General features: G+C 74.2%; 17 protein-coding genes and 1 tRNA gene. 13 read left to right on the forward strand and 5 right to left on the reverse strand.

Annotated elements, in window-relative coordinates; genetic code table 11:
• The first annotated feature begins 1 nt into the window (after position 1).
• The 4 genes from K329_RS0109485 to K329_RS0109500 are packed head-to-tail and all read left to right on the forward strand — an operon-like array spanning position 2 to position 3,504.
• Positions 2-1,243, forward strand: a complete 1,242-nt coding sequence (locus K329_RS0109485) for an SfnB family sulfur acquisition oxidoreductase (protein ID WP_245596500.1) — start codon at positions 2-4, stop codon at positions 1,241-1,243.
• 46 nt (positions 1,244-1,289) lie between these two features.
• On the forward strand, positions 1,290-2,483 hold the full coding sequence (locus tag K329_RS0109490; protein ID WP_028472843.1) for an LLM class flavin-dependent oxidoreductase: 1,194 nt from the start codon (positions 1,290-1,292) through the stop codon (positions 2,481-2,483).
• Positions 2,480-2,986, forward strand: coding sequence for an NAD(P)H-dependent oxidoreductase (locus K329_RS0109495; RefSeq protein WP_028472844.1), 507 nt, complete (start codon positions 2,480-2,482; stop codon positions 2,984-2,986). Before K329_RS0109490 ends, K329_RS0109495 begins: the two co-directional genes overlap by 4 nt.
• Complete coding sequence (locus K329_RS0109500; protein ID WP_211225790.1) at positions 2,983-3,504, forward strand: flavin reductase family protein; 522 nt, start codon at positions 2,983-2,985, stop codon at positions 3,502-3,504. The genes K329_RS0109495 and K329_RS0109500 overlap by 4 nt, the downstream gene beginning before the upstream one ends.
• A gap of 127 nt (positions 3,505-3,631) precedes the next feature.
• Here K329_RS0109500 and K329_RS0109505 read toward each other — a convergent pair whose 3' ends face one another.
• Complete coding sequence (locus K329_RS0109505) at positions 3,632-4,609, reverse strand: type IV toxin-antitoxin system AbiEi family antitoxin domain-containing protein (RefSeq protein WP_028472846.1); 978 nt, start codon at positions 4,607-4,609, stop codon at positions 3,632-3,634.
• A 203-nt stretch (positions 4,610-4,812) separates the two neighbouring features.
• On the opposite strand from K329_RS0109505, the gene hemG reads away from it, so the two are divergent.
• The 4 genes from hemG (at position 4,813) to K329_RS0109530 (ending at position 8,467) form a co-directional block, all read left to right on the forward strand.
• Entirely contained in the window at positions 4,813-6,222 is a 1,410-nt protein-coding gene (gene hemG / locus K329_RS0109510) for a protoporphyrinogen oxidase (protein WP_028472847.1), read from the forward strand.
• Between the two features lie 224 nt (positions 6,223-6,446).
• Positions 6,447-7,094, forward strand: a complete 648-nt coding sequence (hemQ, locus tag K329_RS0109515; protein WP_157571664.1) for a hydrogen peroxide-dependent heme synthase — start codon at positions 6,447-6,449, stop codon at positions 7,092-7,094.
• A gap of 405 nt (positions 7,095-7,499) precedes the next feature.
• Positions 7,500-7,997 (forward strand): cysteine dioxygenase, encoded by a 498-nt coding sequence (locus K329_RS25870; RefSeq protein ID WP_052336597.1) that lies wholly within the window; start codon positions 7,500-7,502, stop codon positions 7,995-7,997.
• The gene (locus tag K329_RS0109530; RefSeq protein WP_245596501.1) at positions 7,994-8,467 is read left to right on the forward strand and encodes a rhodanese-like domain-containing protein; all 474 of its coding nucleotides are present in this window, start codon (positions 7,994-7,996) and stop codon (positions 8,465-8,467) included. The genes K329_RS25870 and K329_RS0109530 overlap by 4 nt, the downstream gene beginning before the upstream one ends.
• A 51-nt stretch (positions 8,468-8,518) precedes the next feature.
• Here the strand turns inward: K329_RS0109530 and K329_RS0109535 are convergent, their stop codons facing one another.
• Both K329_RS0109535 and msrB read right to left on the reverse strand, forming a co-directional pair.
• Positions 8,519-9,595 (reverse strand): acyltransferase family protein, encoded by a 1,077-nt coding sequence (locus tag K329_RS0109535; protein ID WP_157571641.1) that lies wholly within the window; start codon positions 9,593-9,595, stop codon positions 8,519-8,521.
• A gap of 38 nt (positions 9,596-9,633) precedes the next feature.
• On the reverse strand, positions 9,634-10,038 hold the full coding sequence (gene msrB, locus K329_RS0109540; protein ID WP_028472851.1) for a peptide-methionine (R)-S-oxide reductase MsrB: 405 nt from the start codon (positions 10,036-10,038) through the stop codon (positions 9,634-9,636).
• Between the two features lie 101 nt (positions 10,039-10,139).
• On the opposite strand from msrB, the gene K329_RS0109545 reads away from it, so the two are divergent.
• Genes K329_RS0109545 through K329_RS29475 form a run of 3 tightly spaced genes read left to right on the forward strand, consistent with a single transcriptional unit; the run spans position 10,140 to position 13,247 of the window.
• The gene (locus K329_RS0109545; protein WP_028472852.1) at positions 10,140-11,309 is read left to right on the forward strand and encodes an alginate O-acetyltransferase AlgX-related protein; all 1,170 of its coding nucleotides are present in this window, start codon (positions 10,140-10,142) and stop codon (positions 11,307-11,309) included.
• Between the two features lie 10 nt (positions 11,310-11,319).
• Entirely contained in the window at positions 11,320-12,393 is a 1,074-nt protein-coding gene (locus K329_RS0109550; RefSeq protein WP_028472853.1) for a DNA polymerase domain-containing protein, read from the forward strand.
• A complete protein-coding gene (locus K329_RS29475) occupies positions 12,390-13,247 on the forward strand; it encodes a DivIVA domain-containing protein (RefSeq protein WP_052336598.1) in 858 nt (285 codons plus the stop codon). Before K329_RS0109550 ends, K329_RS29475 begins: the two co-directional genes overlap by 4 nt.
• A gap of 19 nt (positions 13,248-13,266) precedes the next feature.
• Here K329_RS29475 and K329_RS0109560 read toward each other — a convergent pair whose 3' ends face one another.
• Together K329_RS0109560 and K329_RS0109565 are read right to left on the reverse strand one after the other, a co-directional pair.
• A complete protein-coding gene (locus K329_RS0109560; protein ID WP_028472854.1) occupies positions 13,267-13,806 on the reverse strand; it encodes a hypothetical protein in 540 nt (179 codons plus the stop codon).
• A 50-nt stretch (positions 13,807-13,856) separates the two neighbouring features.
• On the reverse strand, positions 13,857-14,996 hold the full coding sequence (locus K329_RS0109565) for an ATP-dependent DNA ligase (RefSeq protein WP_028472855.1): 1,140 nt from the start codon (positions 14,994-14,996) through the stop codon (positions 13,857-13,859).
• A gap of 87 nt (positions 14,997-15,083) precedes the next feature.
• Between K329_RS0109565 and K329_RS0109570 the strand changes: the two genes are divergently transcribed.
• Together K329_RS0109570 and glmU are read left to right on the forward strand one after the other, a co-directional pair.
• Positions 15,084-15,162, forward strand: a tRNA-Gln gene (locus tag K329_RS0109570).
• Between the two features lies 1 nt (position 15,163).
• Positions 15,164-16,609, forward strand: coding sequence for a bifunctional UDP-N-acetylglucosamine diphosphorylase/glucosamine-1-phosphate N-acetyltransferase GlmU (gene glmU, locus K329_RS0109575; RefSeq protein WP_028472856.1), 1,446 nt, complete (start codon positions 15,164-15,166; stop codon positions 16,607-16,609).
• Positions 16,610-16,668 lie beyond the last annotated feature (59 nt).

Genomic DNA, 16,668 nt, shown 5'->3' on the forward strand with positions numbered 1-16,668 from the left:
CGTGACCGTCACCGATGTCGCCCCCTCGGGCGTCCGACCCCCCGTGCTCGACGCCGCCGGCGCCGTCGAGGCCGCCGCCGCCGCGTCCCGCCACCTCGCCGAGGGGGCAGGGCAGCGGGACGCGGAGAGGCTGCTGCCGACCGACGAGCTCGACCGCCTCTCGGCGAGCGGGCTCCTCGGCGTGACGGTGCCGCGCGCGTACGGCGGGCCGGGCCTGGGGGCGGCATCGGTGGCGGAGGTCGTGCGGCTGCTCGCCGTGGGCGACCCCAACGTCGCGCAGATCCCGCACAGCCACTTCGTCTACGTCAACGCGCTGCGCCTCAACGCCACCACGGAGCAGCAGGCGTTCTTCTTCGGCCTCGTGCTCGACGGGCGACGCTTCGGCAACGCGCAGTCCGAGGTGGGCACGAAGCACGTGCGCGACTACCGCACGGTGCTGACGCGCGACGCCGCCGCGGGCGAGGGGGACGACTGGCGCCTCGACGGCGAGAAGGGCTACAGCACCGGCGCGCTCCTGGCCGACTGGATCCCGGTGCTCGCCCACCGCGGCGTCGACGCCGCGGGGGAGAAGGGCCCGCTGCACGTGGCCTGGGTGCCGCGGGACGCCGAGGGCGTCACCGTCGTCGACGACTGGGACGGCATGGGCCAGCGCACGACCGCCTCGGGCACCGTGCGGCTCGAGGGGGTCCGGGTGCCCGACGACCGCGTCGTGCCCTACCACCTGACGTTCGACGGGCCCCAGACGTACGGCGCCTTCGCCCAGCTGCTCCACGCCGCCATCGACACGGGCATCGCCCGGGCGGCGCTCGGCGACGCGGCGGAGTTCGTCACGACGAGGAGCCGCCCCCACCCCGACGCGGGCGTCGAGCGCGCGGCCGACGACCCGCTGGTCGTCCGGGCCTTCGGGGAGGTCGAGCTCGCCGTACGGTCGGCGGAGGCCCTGCTGCGCGAGGCGGCCGCGGCCGTCGACGCGGCCGACGCCGACCTCACCGCCGAGTCCGCCGGGCACGCCAGCCTCGCCGTGGCCGCCGCGCGGGCGTCGTCCACCGCGGCCTCGCTGGAGGCCGGCACCCGGCTGTTCGAGGTGGCGGGCACGCGCTCGGCCCTCGACTCGCTCAACCTGCACCGCCACTGGCGCAACGCCCGCACCCACACGCTCCACGACCCGGCCGGGTGGAAGGTCCAGCACCTGGGCCGCTGGGCCGTCGAGGGCCGGCTGCCACCGAACCACGGGCAGCTCTGAGACCGCACCCCCGCACGCCCCGCCGCACGCACGAGAGAAGGACGTCATGTCGCTGAAGTTCCACTGGTTCCTCCCCACGAACGGCGGGGACGGTCGGCACGTCGTGGGCGGGGGCCACGGGGTGGGGGCCGGACCCGCCGGGCGGCCGGCGTCGGTGCCCTACCTCGGCCAGATCGCCCGCAGCGCCGAGCAGCTCGGCTTCGAGGCCGCGCTCACGCCGACCGGCGCCTGGTGCGAGGACGCCTGGATCACGACCGCGATGCTCGCCAGCGCCTCGGAGCGGCTCAAGTTCCTCGTCGCGTTCCGTCCCGGCCTCACGTCGCCGACGCTGTCGGCGCAGATGGCGGCGACCTTCCAGAACCTCTCGGGCGGGCGGCTGCTCCTCAACGTCGTGACCGGCGGCGAGAGCACGGAGCAGCGCGCGTACGGCGACTTCCTCGACAAGGACGGGCGCTACGCCCGGTGCGGCGAGTTCCTCCACGTCGTGAAGCGGCTCTGGGCGGGGGAGACCGTCACCTTCGACGGCGACCACATCACGGTCGAGGGCGCGACGCTCGCCGCGCTCCCCGACCCGGTGCCGGAGATCTACTTCGGCGGGTCGTCGCCGGCCGCCGGCGAGGTGGCCGCCGAGCACGCGGACGTCTACCTGACCTGGGGCGAGCCGCCCGCCGCCGTGAAGGAGAAGGTCGACTGGATCCGCGGCCTGGCGGCCGAGCGCGGCCGCGAGGTCCGCTTCGGCATCCGCCTCCACGTCATCCCGCGCGACACCGCGGAGGAGGCGTGGGCCGAGGCCGACCGCCTCCTCGCGGGCATCGACGACGACACCATCGCGTCGGTGCAGGCGGGGCTGCGCCGGAGCGAGTCGGTCGGGCAGGCCCGGATGCTCGACCTCAACCGCGGCAGCCGCGACGACCTCGAGATCTACCCCAACCTCTGGGCCGGCGTCGGCCTCGTGCGGGGTGGGGCGGGCACGGCGCTCGTCGGCTCCCACGAGGAGATCGCCGACCGCATCGAGGAGTACGCGTCCGTCGGCATCGACGAGTTCGTGCTCTCGGCGTACCCGCACCTCGAGGGCGCCTACTGGTTCGGCGAGGGCGTGCTGCCCGTGCTCGAGCGCCGCGGGCTGTGGACCAACCCGCTGGGGGCGCCGCGGGCGAGCCTGGCGGCGGTGCCGTTCGGCGGGGCGGCCCCCTCCGCGTCCCCGTCCGTCGCCGTCGAGGGAACGGTGTCGGCCCAGTGAGCGCCCGCGTCGTCGTCGTGGTGGGCAATCCGAAGCCACGCTCCCGCACGTACGTCGCCGCGACCTGGCTGGCGGAGCAGGTCGCCGGGGGTCCGCCGGCCGGCGTGGTGGACCTGGCCGACCTCGGTGCCGGGCTCCTCGACTGGGGGTCCGCAGAGGTCGCGGCCGCCGTCGAGCTGGTGAGCGGCGCGGACGTCGTCATCGTCGCGTCGCCCACCTACAAGGGCACCTACACGGGCCTGCTCAAGCTGTTCCTCGACCGCTTCCCCACGAGCGGCCTCCACGGGGTGGTCGCCGTGCCGCTGCTGCTCGGCGCCGGCCCCGCCCACGCCCTGGCGCCGGCGTCGCTGGCCGCCGTGCTCACCGAGATCGGCGCCGACGTGGTCACCCGCGGGCTCTATGTCATCGACACCCAGCACGACGACCCCGCGGCGTACGACGCCTGGCTCACGCTCCACCGTCCCCTGATCGCCACCCTCGTCTCCGCAGGAGCCCCCCGATGACCGCCGTGCCCGTGACCCCGCTCGCCACCAACCAGGACCTCGACCCGGTCGCGCTCCGGCAGGCGTTCGGCGTGTTCCCGAGCGGGGTCGTCGCCGTGGCGGCCGAGGTCGACGACGAGCTCGTCGGGCTGGCCGCGAGCTCGTTCACGTCGGTGAGCCTCGACCCGCCGCTGGTGTCGTTCTCGGTCGCCAACACGTCGAAGACCTGGCCGACGCTGCGTCGGGCGAGCCACCTCGGCGTGACGATCCTGGCCGACCACCACGGGGCGGTCTGCCGCCAGCTCGCCGGCCCCGTCGCCCACCGCTTCGACGGCGTCGCCGCCACGACCACCGCCGACGGCGCCACCACCCTCGACGACGGCCTCGCCCGCTTCGACTGCACCGTGTACCACGAGCTCGAGGCCGGCGACCACACGATCGTGCTGCTCCAGCTGCACGCCGTCGAGCAGGCCGACACCTCCCAGCCGCTGGTGTTCCACCGGAGCCGGTTCCAGTCGATCACCGGCGGGCTGGGCTGACGCCGAACCGTCTGTCGCTCGCCGGGGGTCCGCTGAGGTGCGCTCCGGTGCCACCTGGTGACACCGGAGCGCACCTCAGGCGAGCTCCGGTGCGCGGTTCGGTGCGTCGTCCGGTGCGCGGTCCGGGTCACGCGGCCAGGACACCGACCGCGGCCGTGCAGGTGGGACCGCACGACCGGACCTCGCCCGCCCACCCGTGCCGGTGGAGCAACGCAGCGAGCTTGGCGGCGGTCGTGCACGACCGGTCGAACACCTGACCGTAGGTGAGGCGCCGCGTGTCCTTCCCCGCGACCGCCGCGTCGAGGTCGCGCTCCATGTCGGCGTCCCGCCGGCTGGCGGTGTCGTGGAACGCTCGTCCGTCGAGCTCGACCACGAAGCCGTCGTACTCGCCGTCGCGGTAGACGACGCCCTGGCTCGTCACGGCGCGCACCTGCCGGTCGCTCGGCGGCAATCCGTGCGGTCGCTCGACCAGGTCGAGGTAGCCGTGCTCGAGCACGCCGCACGCTCCGTCGACGAGATCGTCGAGCAGAGCGGCCACTCGGGCGCGGTCGGCGACCCGAGCTCGGGCCGCGAGGGCCTTCCTGAGCTGCTCGCCGCTGACCTTGCGCCGCTGGAGGCCGCGGGCCAGGGCGGCCACCCGGGTGCTCGTGCCGGGAGCGGCGAGGGCGAGATCGAGCAGCGCGTCCGGGTAGCGCTGGCGCGGCGGGCTCGCGTTGCTCTGCGTCTGGGCCTCGAGACGGGCCCGCCGGTGGTGTCGCACCCCCGGTGGAACATCGAGCGTCCGGTGCAGCCCGATCATCACGTGGACGACGTCGTCGTCGACGCGCTCGACGTCGGCGCGTCCCTCGCACGCCCGGGCCGCCGACTCGCCCTGGAGGGCCGCGGGCCAGGCGTGCAGGACGGCCGCCCAGGCCCGTTGCCGCCAGGTCAGGGCTCCGGTCTGGGCGGCGTACACACCCGGGTGGACCAGGGTGAGCGGGCCACGGAGCAGCCGACGGATCTCGTGCGGCTTCAGCCCGGCTTCGACGAGCTGGCGCCGGCTGACGACGTCACGTTGACGGTGGAGCAGCGCCGCCACGTCGTCTGGCAGCTCCTTCGTGGTCACGGGAGCAGCCTCGTCACCGCTGGCGGTGCCGTCCAGGCCGTCCTTGCGTACCTGTGGACGGCGCAGGGGACGAGACGCCTCGTCAAGGGTGCGCTCTGGTGTCACCTGGTGGCACCGGAGCGCACCCCAGCGCCCGCCCATCCCAGCGCCCGCCCCCCACCCGCCCCCACGCGCCCCACCCCACCCCGTGGCACGCTGGCGACATGGCGCACGTGGTGGTCGTGGGTGGTGGGATCGCGGGGCTGGCGGCGGCGCACGAGCTCGTCGGGGCGGGGCACGCGGTGACGGTCCTCGAGGCGGCGGACCGTGTCGGCGGCAAGATCCGCCGCGAGTCGGTCGCCGGCGTCGGGGTCGACACGGGCGCCGAGGCCATGCTCAACCGCCGACCCGAGGGCGTGGCGCTGGCCCGGGCGGTCGGCCTCGACGTCGTGCACCCGGCGGTCGCGGCCTCCCGCATCTGGACCCGGGGCGAGCTCCGGCCCCTCCCGCGCAGCCTCATGGGCGTGCCCCTCGACCTCGACCAGCTCGCCGCCTCCGGCGTGCTCTCCGCCGACGGGCTCTCCCGCGTGCGTGCCGAGCTCGACCTCCCGGCCGAGGCCGTCGAGACGGGGGAGGACATCACCGTCGGCGCCCTCGTCGACCGGCGCCTCGGGCCCGAGGTCACCGACCGCCTCGTCGAGCCGCTGCTCGGCGGTGTGTACGCCGGGCACGCGCGGCACCTCTCGGCCCGGGCCGCGGTGCCGCAGCTCGTCGCCCTGGCGGGCCGGGGCTCGCTCCTGGCGCAGGCGGCGAGCATCCCCACGACGTACGACGCCCCCGTCTTCGCCGGCCTCCCGGGCGGGATGGGCCACCTCCCCGCGGCGGTCGCGGACGCCGTTGCCCGGGCGAGCGGCACGATCCGCACGGGTACGACGGTGCGCGGGGTCCGCCGTACGCCCGACGGGTTCGTGCTCGACGTCGTCGACCAGCACGCCGTGACCGCGGCCGTGACCGCGGACGCCGTCGTGCTCGCGCTCCCCGCGGGCCCCACGTCCGCGCTGCTCGCCGACCTCGCCCCCGGGGCCGCCCAGGACCTCGCGGCGGTCGAGCAGGCCTCGATGGCGGTGCTCACCTTCGCGTTCCGGGCCGTCGACGTGGCCGCGGCCCGCCTCGAGGGCTCGGGCTTCCTGGTGCCGCCCGTCGACGGCCGGCGCATCAAGGCCGCCACCTTCTCCTACGCGAAGTGGGCCTGGGTCGCCGACGCGGGCCGGGGCGCCGGCGACGGCGGCGAGGACCTCCTGCACCTGCGCACGTCCGTCGGCCGCGCGGGGGAGACCGTGCTCGAGCGCCCCGACGACGTGCTCGTCGCCGAGTCGCTCGCCGAGCTCGAGGCGGCGGTCGGGCTGAGCGCCGTACCGGTCGACCACCACGTGCAGCGGTGGGTCGACGGGCTGCCGCAGTACGGGCTCGGGCACCTCGACCGGGTCCGCCGGATCCGTACCCACGTCGCCCGCGTGCCCGGGCTCGCGGTGGCGGGTGCGACGTACGACGGCGTGGGCATCCCCGCGGTGGTGGCGTCGGCGCAGGAGGCGGTCCGGGCGCTCGCCCTGCCCGAGAGCACAATGGACGCATGAGCGACGACGACACGACCGACGCCGGCCCCGACAGCCCCGACACCACTCCCGTGACCGAGACCAGCACCGACAGCGCCACCGGCGCGACCTCCGTCAGCGTCCCGGGCTCCGTCCCCGACGGCAGCACGTCGGTGACCGTCCCGGGCTCGGTGCCCGGCGGCACCACCGAGGCCAAGAGCAACGCCGCCCGCCTCCGCGAGATCAACGAGCTGACCCGCTACACGATGTGGTCGGTCTTCAAGCTCGACACCGTGCTCGGCGAGAACGCCAAGCGCGGCAAGGAGGCGAAGGAGGTCGAGAAGCTCTTCAAGGAGCTCGCGAAGGACGACGTGGTCGTGCGCGGCGTCTACGACGTCTCGGGCCTGCGCGCCGACGCCGACCTGATGGTCTGGTGGCACGCCGCCGACTCGACGCAGCTGCAGGACGCCTACAACCGCTTCCGCCGCACGGCATTCGGTCGCCGCCTCGCGCCCGTGTGGTCGCAGATGGCGCTGCACCGCCCAGCCGAGTTCAACCGCAGCCACGTGCCCGCCTTCCTCGCCGACGAGGGCGTCAAGAAGCACGTGTGCGTCTACCCGTTCGTGCGCTCCTTCGAGTGGTACCTCCTGCCCGACGAGGAGCGCCGCGCCCTGCTCGTCGAGCACGGCAAGATGGCGCGCCCCTACCCGGACGTGCGCGCCAACACCGTCATGTCGTTCGCGCTCGGCGACTACGAGTGGCTGCTGGCGTTCGAGGCCGACGAGCTCGGCCGGATCGTCGACCTGATGCGCGAGCTGCGTGCCTCCGGCGCCCGCCGCCACGTGCGCGAGGAGATCCCGTTCTACACCGGCGCGCTGACGCCGGTCGCGGAGCTGCTCGAGCGCCTGCCCTGACGCCCGGGGTCCGCACGGGCCCGCCCGCGCGTACGACGGCCGCCTCCCGCCCGGGGGCGGCCGTCGTCGTTCCTCCGCCCTCCGGGGGAGCGGAGCGACCCGGCCGCTCCGCCCCAGGACGGAAATCGCGCCCTGACGATGATCAGCATGTGGATCCGCGTTCCTCAAAGTCGAGTGCGGTGGTAGGAATGTCCGCATGGCACCCACGAGCGATCTCGCGATCTCGACGCACCAGGCCTTCCTGCGCCTGCACGTCGACCTGCGCATGACCGCCAGTGCCCTGTGTCCGTGTACGTCCGTCTGACCCGATCCGCTGCGACGACCTCGCCCGATCGGCACGTGATCTCCGCGCTCCCACGCGCCTGCGACGACACCTGACGTACCACTCCTGACCAGGGGACACCCATGACCTCGTACTCCCTGCCGCCCACGGCAGACCGCACCACCACGCCCGCCGGCCTCGCCGTCCTGCCGCTGCTGCAGACGCTCCGGCAGATCGCCACCGACCCGGACCTGCCGCTCCTGCTCGACCTCGAGCACCGCGAGCGCCAGTGGCTCGAGCTGCGCTCCGACGCCGACCTCCAGGTCTGGCTCATCTCGTGGCCCACCGGCACCAGCACGGGCTGGCACGACCACGGCCTGGCCAGCGGCGCCTACACGACGCTCCGCGGCCGCCTCACGGAGTACACGTGGGAGCACGGCGGCCCGGCCGCCTGGGACGTCGGCCGTGGAGAGTCCCGCGCCTTCGCCGCGGGCTACATCCACGACGTGCGCAACGAGACCGACGAGCCCGCCGTCTCGCTCCACGCCTACTCGCCCCGCCTCACCACGATGACGCGCTACGCCCCCGGGCGCGGCCGTCTCGAGGCCGTCGGCGTCGAGCAGGCCGGGGTGCAGTGGTGAGCGCCGCGGCGATCGAGACCTGGCACGCGACCCGCAGCGCCGCGCTGGCGGTCGTCGACCAGGCACCGCGCTTCGAGGAGGTGTGGTTCGACGGGGTCGACGACATGCTGTCCGAGGCCCGGGCCCGCCTGAACCGGCTGAGCCCGCGCGCGGCCTACCAGGCCGTGCTGTGGCGCCAGGCCGTCATCGTCGACGTGCGTCCCGCCGCGCAGCGCGCGCTGCAGGGCGAGGTCGACCCCCGGCTGCACCCGCTGGTGGTGGAGCGCGTCGACCTGGAGTGGCGCCTCGACCCGCGCAGCCGGGAGCGGCTGCCGCAGGCGGCGTACGACCTGCCCGTGATCGTGCTCGACGCCGAGGGCACGACCTCGTCGCTCGCCGCCGAGTCGCTCCAGCGGCTGGGTCTCGCCGACGCCACCGACGTGGTCGGCGGCTTCGGCGCCTGGCGGCGCCACGGGATGCCGGTGGCCTGAGCCTCCGGCACGACGCGCGCCCCGCCGTCTGCCTCCCGCCTCGGGCGGGGGTCAGGCGGCGGGCTGCTTCTCCGGCTCGGGGGCGGTCTTCCGGTCGCGCACCCGGAGATCGATGATCTTGTCCTTCAGCCCCATGCTCGGCTTCTCGACGAGGTGCCAGGAGAGGAAGGCGAGCGTCCCCGTGATCAGGATGACCAGCGGGATGTTGATGGCCATCCGGGGCGTGCCGACCCACAGCACGATGAGCTGCTGCACGGGGAAGGCCCAGAGGTACATGCCGTAGGACAGGTCGCCGAAGCGCGAGGCGCGGTGGAAGTACGGCGTCTTCGCCAGCCCGATGACGAGCACGACGTAGGGCAGCGTGGCGAAGCTGATGTAGGGGATGCGCTCCGGCGCGACCGAGAGCACGAGCATGTGGAACGTGAGCAGGCCGATGGCGACGTCGGCCCGGAGGATCTGCTTGCCGTACCGGTCGACCAGGGCGCGGATGAGCGAGCCGGCCATGAACAGCGCGGCGAACTTCGCGAACCGCACCGGGTCGACGCCCCAGATGATGTCGAACGTGCCCCGCGGCTGCACGGAGGCCCAGACGAAGAACACGATGATGCCGGAGAGCAGCAGGACGCGACCGCGCCAGAAGCGCAGGACCAGCAGCGGCACCAGGAGGTAGCAGGCGAACTCCATCGGCAGCGTCCACAGCGAGCCGTTGATGGAGGCCGGATAGGGCAGCCCGTCCAGCACGCCGGGCAGCACGTTCTCGTGGTGCAGCGCGATGTTGCGGAGGTAGCGGAGCACCAGCGGGTCACCGAAGTAGTCGGCGACCGTGCGCGACGTGGCCAGCGGGCCGATGACGAAGGCGGTGGCCACCACGAGCACGACGAGCGCGGGGAAGATGCGCAGGCACCGCGCCGCCATGAAGGCGAGCAGGTCGCGCTTCGAGTTCCAGCTCGCGGCGATGAGGTAGCCGGAGATGGCGAAGAAGATCACGACACCGAGGGTGTTGATCGAGTAGCCGAGCATCTGCGGCTCGGCGCCCGGTGGTCGCCCGAGGATCGCGTAGGCGTGGCCGATGATGACCATCACCGAACCGAGAAGCCGGAGCCCGTCCAGGTTGTTGCTGCGATCCACCCGGGCACCCTACCCGGGGGAGGGCGCCCGGGCGGGTTTCACGCCGGGTCGGCGGGTTCGAGCGTGAGGGCGATCGAGTTGATGCAGTAGCGGTCGCCGGTGGGCGTGCCGTAGCCGTCGGGGAAGACGTGGCCGAGGTGGGAGCCGCAGCTCGCGCAGCGCACCTCCACCCGCTTCATGCCGTGGCTGACGTCCTCGATGTACTCCACGGTGTCGCTGACGGGCTGGTAGAACGACGGCCAGCCGCAGCCGGAGTGGAACTTGGTGTCGGACTCGAACAGCTTCGCCTGGCACGCCTTGCAGCGGTAGATGCCGACGGTCTCGGTGTCGGTGTACTCACCGACGAACGCGCGCTCGGTGCCGGCCTGGCGCAGCACGGCGTACTCCTCGGGGGCGAGCTGCTCGCGCCACTCGGAGTCGGACTTCTCGACCTGGTAACCCATGCCTCCACGGTACTGCGCCGTGGGTGACGCCTCCCGGCCCCGCGGCACGCTACGGTCCTCGGACCGCGTTCCCCGACCGATCCCCCCAGGAGGGCAGGCCGATGCCGACCGCACCCGCCACCGGCTCCGTACGGCGCCGCTCGCTCGCGCTGCTCGTGTGCGGCGCCCTCGGCGTCACCGTCGCCTGCGGGTCCGGCGACTCCGACGACCGGTCGGGCGCAGGGTCGGGCCCCTCGACGGCGACGACCTCGGCGTCCGCGGCCAGCGGCGCGACGCAGGCCCCGACGGAGCCGTGCGCCCGTCCCGCGCCCACGCCCCCGCCGGCCGACGACCCGTGGACGGGGGACGCCCGTGAGCAGTCCGAGGCCGCGTTCCAGGCCCGCATGGAGCAGGAGGACCCGGAGGTCGTCGTCAGCGAGGACGGCTGGTGGTTCTTCGGTGACGCCCAGAACTCCAACCTCTCCCAGGCGATCGGCCGCGAGCGCCTGAGCGCCGACGAGGCCGACGCGTGGGCGTCGTACTTCGACGAGCTCGAGGCCGCCGCCGCCGAGGTCGACAGCGCCTTCCTCGTGCTCGTGGCTCCCGCGAAGTGGGACGTGCACGCCGACGAGCTGCCGTTGTGGGCCCAGGAGCTGGCGGGGGAGACCTCGTTCGAGCTGCTGCTGCGCACCCACCCGGACGTCCCCGTCGTCGACGTGCGCGCGCTGCTGCGCGAGGCCGAGCCCGCGACGTACGAGCCGACCAACAGCCACTGGACCCCCTGGGGCGCGTACGTCGCGTGGGCCGCCACCGTGGGCTGCCTGCAGGAGTCCGACTTCCCGGTCGAGGGCCTGACGGTGCCGGAGGTGACCGACGTCGAGCTGACGACCGCGGTCAACGACTTCGCCGACGCGGGCGCCGTGCCGGCCGGCGACACCCACAGCGTGCCCGTGTACGCCGAGGCGCAGCCGCCGTCCGAGGTCGTCGGCCTCGACGGCACGCCGTACGAGCTGACGGAGGGCATCGTGCCCATCTCCGTGATGCCGGTGGCGACCAGCACACCGGGCGCGCAGGTCGACGGGAAGCTGCTGGCGTTCCGCGACTCGATGGGCACGGCGCTGTCGCCGCTGCTGGCGCGCTCGTTCACCTCGACGGTGCAGATGCCGCACAGCATCGGGGGCACGGGGCCGGCGACCGACCTCGCCGCCGTGATCGCCGAGGAGGCGCCCGACGTCACGATCATGGTGATGACCGAGCGCTACCTGGTGCACGGACCGCCGCCCGCGCCCTAGGTTGGGTCGCATGCCGTCGAAGAAGGCCCCGGCCGCCGAGGTGGTGGCAGGCGAGAGGGCCGTGCGCGTCTCGAGCCCGGACCGCGTGATCTACCCCGCCACCGACACCACGCCCGAGGTCACGAAGCTGCAGGTGGCGCAGTACGTCGCCGACGTCGGCGACGGCCTGATGCGCGCCCTGCGCGACCGCCCGGTGGCGCTCGAGCGCTGGCCCAAGGGCGTGCTCCCGGGCATCACGCTGGCGACCGGCAGGCCGGGGGAGAAGGCCGACGCCTTCTACCAGAAGCGCGTGCCCACGGGCGCGCCCGACTACCTCGAGCCGGTCGAGATCACCTTCCCCTCGGGGCGCACGGCGAAGGAGATCTGCATGACCGAGATCGCGGTCGCGGTCTGGGCGGCGCAGATGGGCACCCTCACCTTCCACCCCTGGCCCGTGCGGCGGGCCGACGTCGACCGGCCCGACGAGCTCCGCATCGACCTCGACCCGCAGCCGGGCACGACGTTCACCGACGCCGCCCGGGTCGCGGACGTGGCGCGCGAGCTGCTGGCGGAGCACGGCGCGGCGGCCTACGTGAAGACGTCGGGCAACCGCGGCGTCCACGTCTACGTGCGCATCGAGCCGCGCTGGGAGTCCGTCGACGTGCGGCACGCGGCCATCGGGTTCGCGCGCGAGCTCGAGCGGCGCGACGACCAGGTGACGACCGCCTGGTGGAAGGAGGAGCGCGGCGAGCGGATCTTCGTCGACTTCAACCAGAACTGCCGCGACCGGACGATCGCCTCGGCGTACTCGCTGCGCCCCCGGCCCGGGGCCACGGTGTCGACCCCGCTCACCTGGGCCGAGCTCGCCGACCTCGACGACCCCCGCGGCCTCAACCTCTTCACCGTGCCCGAGCGGCTCGCCGACGGCGACCCGTGGGCCACCATCGACGACGAGGCCTGCTCGATCGAGCCGTTCCTCGCCCTCTTCGAGGAGCAGGGCGCGGTGGAGATGCCGTATCCCCCCGACCACCCGAAGATGCCCGGCGAGCCGCCGCGCGTGCAGCCCAGTCGCAAGGTCGAGGCCAACTGGACCGAGGAGCAGTGACCAGCGACGTGACGGACGACAAGGCGCAGGTGCCGTTCTGGCAGCGGCGGTTCACCGCCGTCCGGCTGCGCGAGGGCTACACGATGGGCGAGGTCGACGCGTTCGTCGAGCGCGCCCGGGTCGCCTACCTGACGGGTGACGGCTCGGTCACCCCGAAGGACGTGCAGCAGGTGCGGTTCACCCCCGGGCGTCTGCGCGAGGGCTACGACATGGGGGAGGTCGACGAGACGCTCGACGAGGTGCACGCGCTGCTGCGCGACCGGGCCGACGGACCCATGACGCCCGCGGCGCCCGCGGCGCCCGCGGCCGCCCCGCACCTGCCGACGGGCACGCCCCCGGCGGCGTCCTGGACCTACCCGGCGCAGCCCGCGCCGCGCCCGGGCGACGGTGAGGCGGCCGAGCTGGCCGACCACCTCGACGCCCTGCGTGCCGGGGTGCTCGGCGTCGTCATGGCGATGCCCGCGGACGTCCGGTCGACCGTGCGCCTCCCGGAGGGCCGCTCGCCGCTCGGGCTGCTGCAGCACCTGGAGCAGGTCGAGCGCTGGTGGTTCCTGACCGGCTTCCTCGGCGAGCAGCCCGGGCCGGACCCGGCCGGCACGACGCCCGGGCCCGCGGCCGACGTACCCGACGGAGCCGCCGTCGCCCGTCTCGGCGCCGACCTCCTGCGCACGGGGGAGCGCACCCGGTCGGTGCTCACGTCGTACCCGCTGACGGCGCGCGCCTCGACGGGCGGCACGTTCGTCGGCGACCCGCCGACGCTGCGCGCGATCGCGACCCAGGCGCTGGCCGGGCACGCCCGACTGGCCGGCCAGCTCGACGTGGTCGCCGAGCTGGCCGGGGGGCGTCCCGGCTGAGCCGCGGCCGGCGGACGGGTCAGATGAGGGACGCGCCCTCGCCGGCGCCGTCGGCCTGCTCGGCGAAGGTCTCGTGCTCGAGCAGGTGCAGCACCGGCACGTCGTCGAGGTGGCGGCGGGCTCGCGACGTCCAGTCGACGCCGAAGAACTCGGCGACCACGTGGGGGCTCGTCAGCACGATGACCTCGGCGGCGCCGACCGCCTCGACGGTGGCGCGCAGGGCGTCGATCGGGTGGTCCTCCACGGTCGCGCCCTGGGCGGTGGCGCCGGCCTCGCGCAGGGCGCGGAGGCTGGCGACGAGGCCCTCGTGGGCGACGCCCTCGCTCTCGTCGCGGATCTCGGCGAGGTCGACGGAGCTCAGCGGCACGCCGGGCGAGCCGAGCATGTCGCCCGAGCCGAGCGTGCCGACGGTCGACGCGATGCGGTCGGCGGCGTCGTCGATCGGCAGGAGCACGTCGTAGACGACGTCGTCGTCGAGCTCCCGGTGCAGTGACGTGACCTGCGAGGCGTCGAGCGCGCTCAGCTGCTGCTCGACCAGCAGGACGACGTGGTAGGCCATGGTGGGTTCTCCTCGGTGGGGCGGATCGGACTCGGGGACGGGATCGGGGCTCAGGCGGGGCCGGGGGTCAGCACGGTCGTCAGGTCGTAGCGCACGGGCTCGTCGAGCTGCTCGTAGCCGCACGACGTCGGCTCGCGGTCGGGTCGCCAGCGCTTGAACTGGGCGGTGTGGCGGAACCGGCGCCCCTCCATGTGGTCGTAGCCGACCTCGAGCACGAGCTCGGGCCGCAGCGGCGTGAAGGACAGGTCCTTGCCGGCGCTCCAGCGCGACTGGGTGCCCGGCACGCGGTCGGGGTTGGCCACCGCCCACTCCTCCCAGACGCCCCACGGGTGCTCCTCGACGGGGCAGACGAGCGGCGCGAGCTCCTCGATCAGCTCCGCGCGGCGGGCGGCGGTGAACGACGCGGAGACCCCGATGTGCTGCAGGGTGCCGTCGTCGCCGTACAGGCCGAGCAGCAGGGAGCCCAGCAGCGGGCGCTCGGGGGTCGACGTCTTGTGCTCGCGGTAGCCCGCGACGACCACGTCGGCCGTGCGGGCGTGCTTGATCTTCAGCATGGTGCGGCCGTTCTCGACGTACGGCGCGCCCAGCGGCTTGGCCATCACCCCGTCGAGACCGGCGCCCTCGAACTGCTCGAACCACCGCTCGGCCTCGTCGGGGTCGGTCGTGGTGCGCACCAGGTGGCAGCCGGTGAGCTCCTCGCCCGCCCGGTCGGCCAGGTGGGCGAGGGCGTCGGCGAGGGCGGCGCGCCGTACGGAGAAGGGCTCCTCGACGTACGACGTGTCGCCCAGCGCCAGCAGGTCGAAGGCGACGAAGCCGGCCGGGGTGGCCTCGGAGAGCTTCGTGATGCGCGAGGCGGCGGGGTGGATGCGCTCCTGCAGGACCTCGAACTCGAGCCGGGGGAGACCCTCGTCCGCGGTGATCGCGACGTACAGCTCGCCGTCGAGCACGCAGCGCTCCGGCAGCTGGTCGCGGGCCGCCGCGACGACCTCGGGGAAGTAGCGCGTCAGGGGCTTCGTGTTGCGCGACGTCAGCTCGACCTCGTCGCCGTCCTTGAAGACCAGGCAGCGGAAGCCGTCCCACTTCGGCTCGAAGGAGAGACCGCCGTGCTTCTCGTACGTCGCCGGGTCCGGGACGCCCGCGACGGACTTGGCCAGCATGGGGCGCACCGGCGGCATGACGGGCAGGTCCATGCCCCGACCCTAGCCCTCGGACGTGCCACTGCCCCCGGACGGCGCCGATCGTTCTAGAGTGGTGCGCCGAGACCCCCTCGGGGTCATTCCCCGGTTGGTCTGTCGGCAGGGCCCGCCTGACTTTGAATCAGGACAAGCGACGTAGGTTCGACTCCTACCCGGGGAGCATGAGCAACCTGACGGTGATCGTCCTGGCGGCGGGTGGGGGCACCCGGATGAAGTCCAAGACCATGAAGGTCCTCCACAGGGTGGGGGGCCGCAGCATGGTCGGCCACGTCCTCGCCGCCGCCCAGTCGGTCGCGCCCACGAGCGTGGTCGCGGTGGTCGGCCACCAGCGCGAGCAGGTGGGGCCGCACGTGCTGGCCCTCGTGCCGGAGGCCGTGCTCGCCGTCCAGGAGACCCAGGAGGGCACCGGCCACGCCGTGCGCGTCGCCGTGGAGGCGCTCGGCGGCGAGGTGTCGGGCACCGTCGTCGTCGTCACCGCCGACACGCCCCTGCTGCGGGGCGACAGCCTCGCCGCCTTCGTCGCCGAGCACGAGGCGGCCGAGCGGGCGGTCAGCATCCTCTCCGGGGAGGTCGAGGACCCCTTCGGCTACGGCCGCATCGTGCGCGACGCCGAGGGCGACGTGCTCGCCATCGTGGAGCAGAAGGAGGCCGACCACGACCAGCGCGAGATCCGCGAGATCAACTCGGGGATCCTCGCGTTCGACGGCGCGTTCCTCACCGAGGCCCTGCCGCGGATCGGCAACGACAACGTCAAGGGCGAGTACTACCTGACCGACGCCGTCGGCCTGGCCCGGGACGCCGGGCTCACGGTGGGCGCGCACTGCCTGGCCGACGTGAAGCAGACCGAGGGGGCCAACGACCGCGCCCAGCTCGCCGCGCTCGGCAAGGAGATAAACCGCCGCATCCTGCACCACTGGATGACCGAGGTCGGCGTCACGATCATGGACCCCGACAGCACGTGGATCGAGGACGACGTCGTGCTCTCGCGCGACGTCACCATCCTCCCGAACACCCAGCTGCTGGGCGCCACGGTCGTGGGGGAGGACACCGTCATCGGCCCCGACGTGACGCTCGAGGACTGCGAGGTCGGCGCGGGGGCCCGGGTCGTGCGCACCCACGGCCAGCTCGCCGTCGTCGGCGACGGCGCCGACGTCGGCCCCTGGGCCTACCTGCGCCCGGGCACGCGGCTCGGCGCCGGCGGCAAGATCGGCACCTTCGTCGAGACCAAGAACTCCGAGATCGGGGCCGGCGCGAAGGTGCCGCACCTCTCGTACGTCGGGGACGCCGAGATCGGCGAGGGCACCAACATCGGGGCCGGCACGATCTTCGCCAACTACGACGGCACCGCCAAGCACCGCACGGTCGTCGGCCGGCACGCGAAGACCGGCTCCAACAACACGTTCGTGGCTCCCGTGACGATCGGCGACGGTGCGGGCACCGGCGGGGGGACCGTGGTGCGCGAGGACGTGCCGCCGGGCGCGCTCGCCGTCTCGGCCGGCCCGCAACGCAACCTCGAGGGCTGGGCCGGGCGCCGGCGACCGGGCACCGCCCAGGCCGACGCGGCCGCGGCGGCCTCGCCGGACGGGCCGGCCGCGTCCGACGACTGACCCCGGGTTGGTGAGTCCGCCCGGGTGCGCGACAATCGGTGAGGCCGGCTGCGACGCGG

This window comes from Nocardioides alkalitolerans DSM 16699 (genome assembly GCF_000426525.1).
Lineage (GTDB): Bacteria > Actinomycetota > Actinomycetes > Propionibacteriales > Nocardioidaceae > Nocardioides > Nocardioides alkalitolerans.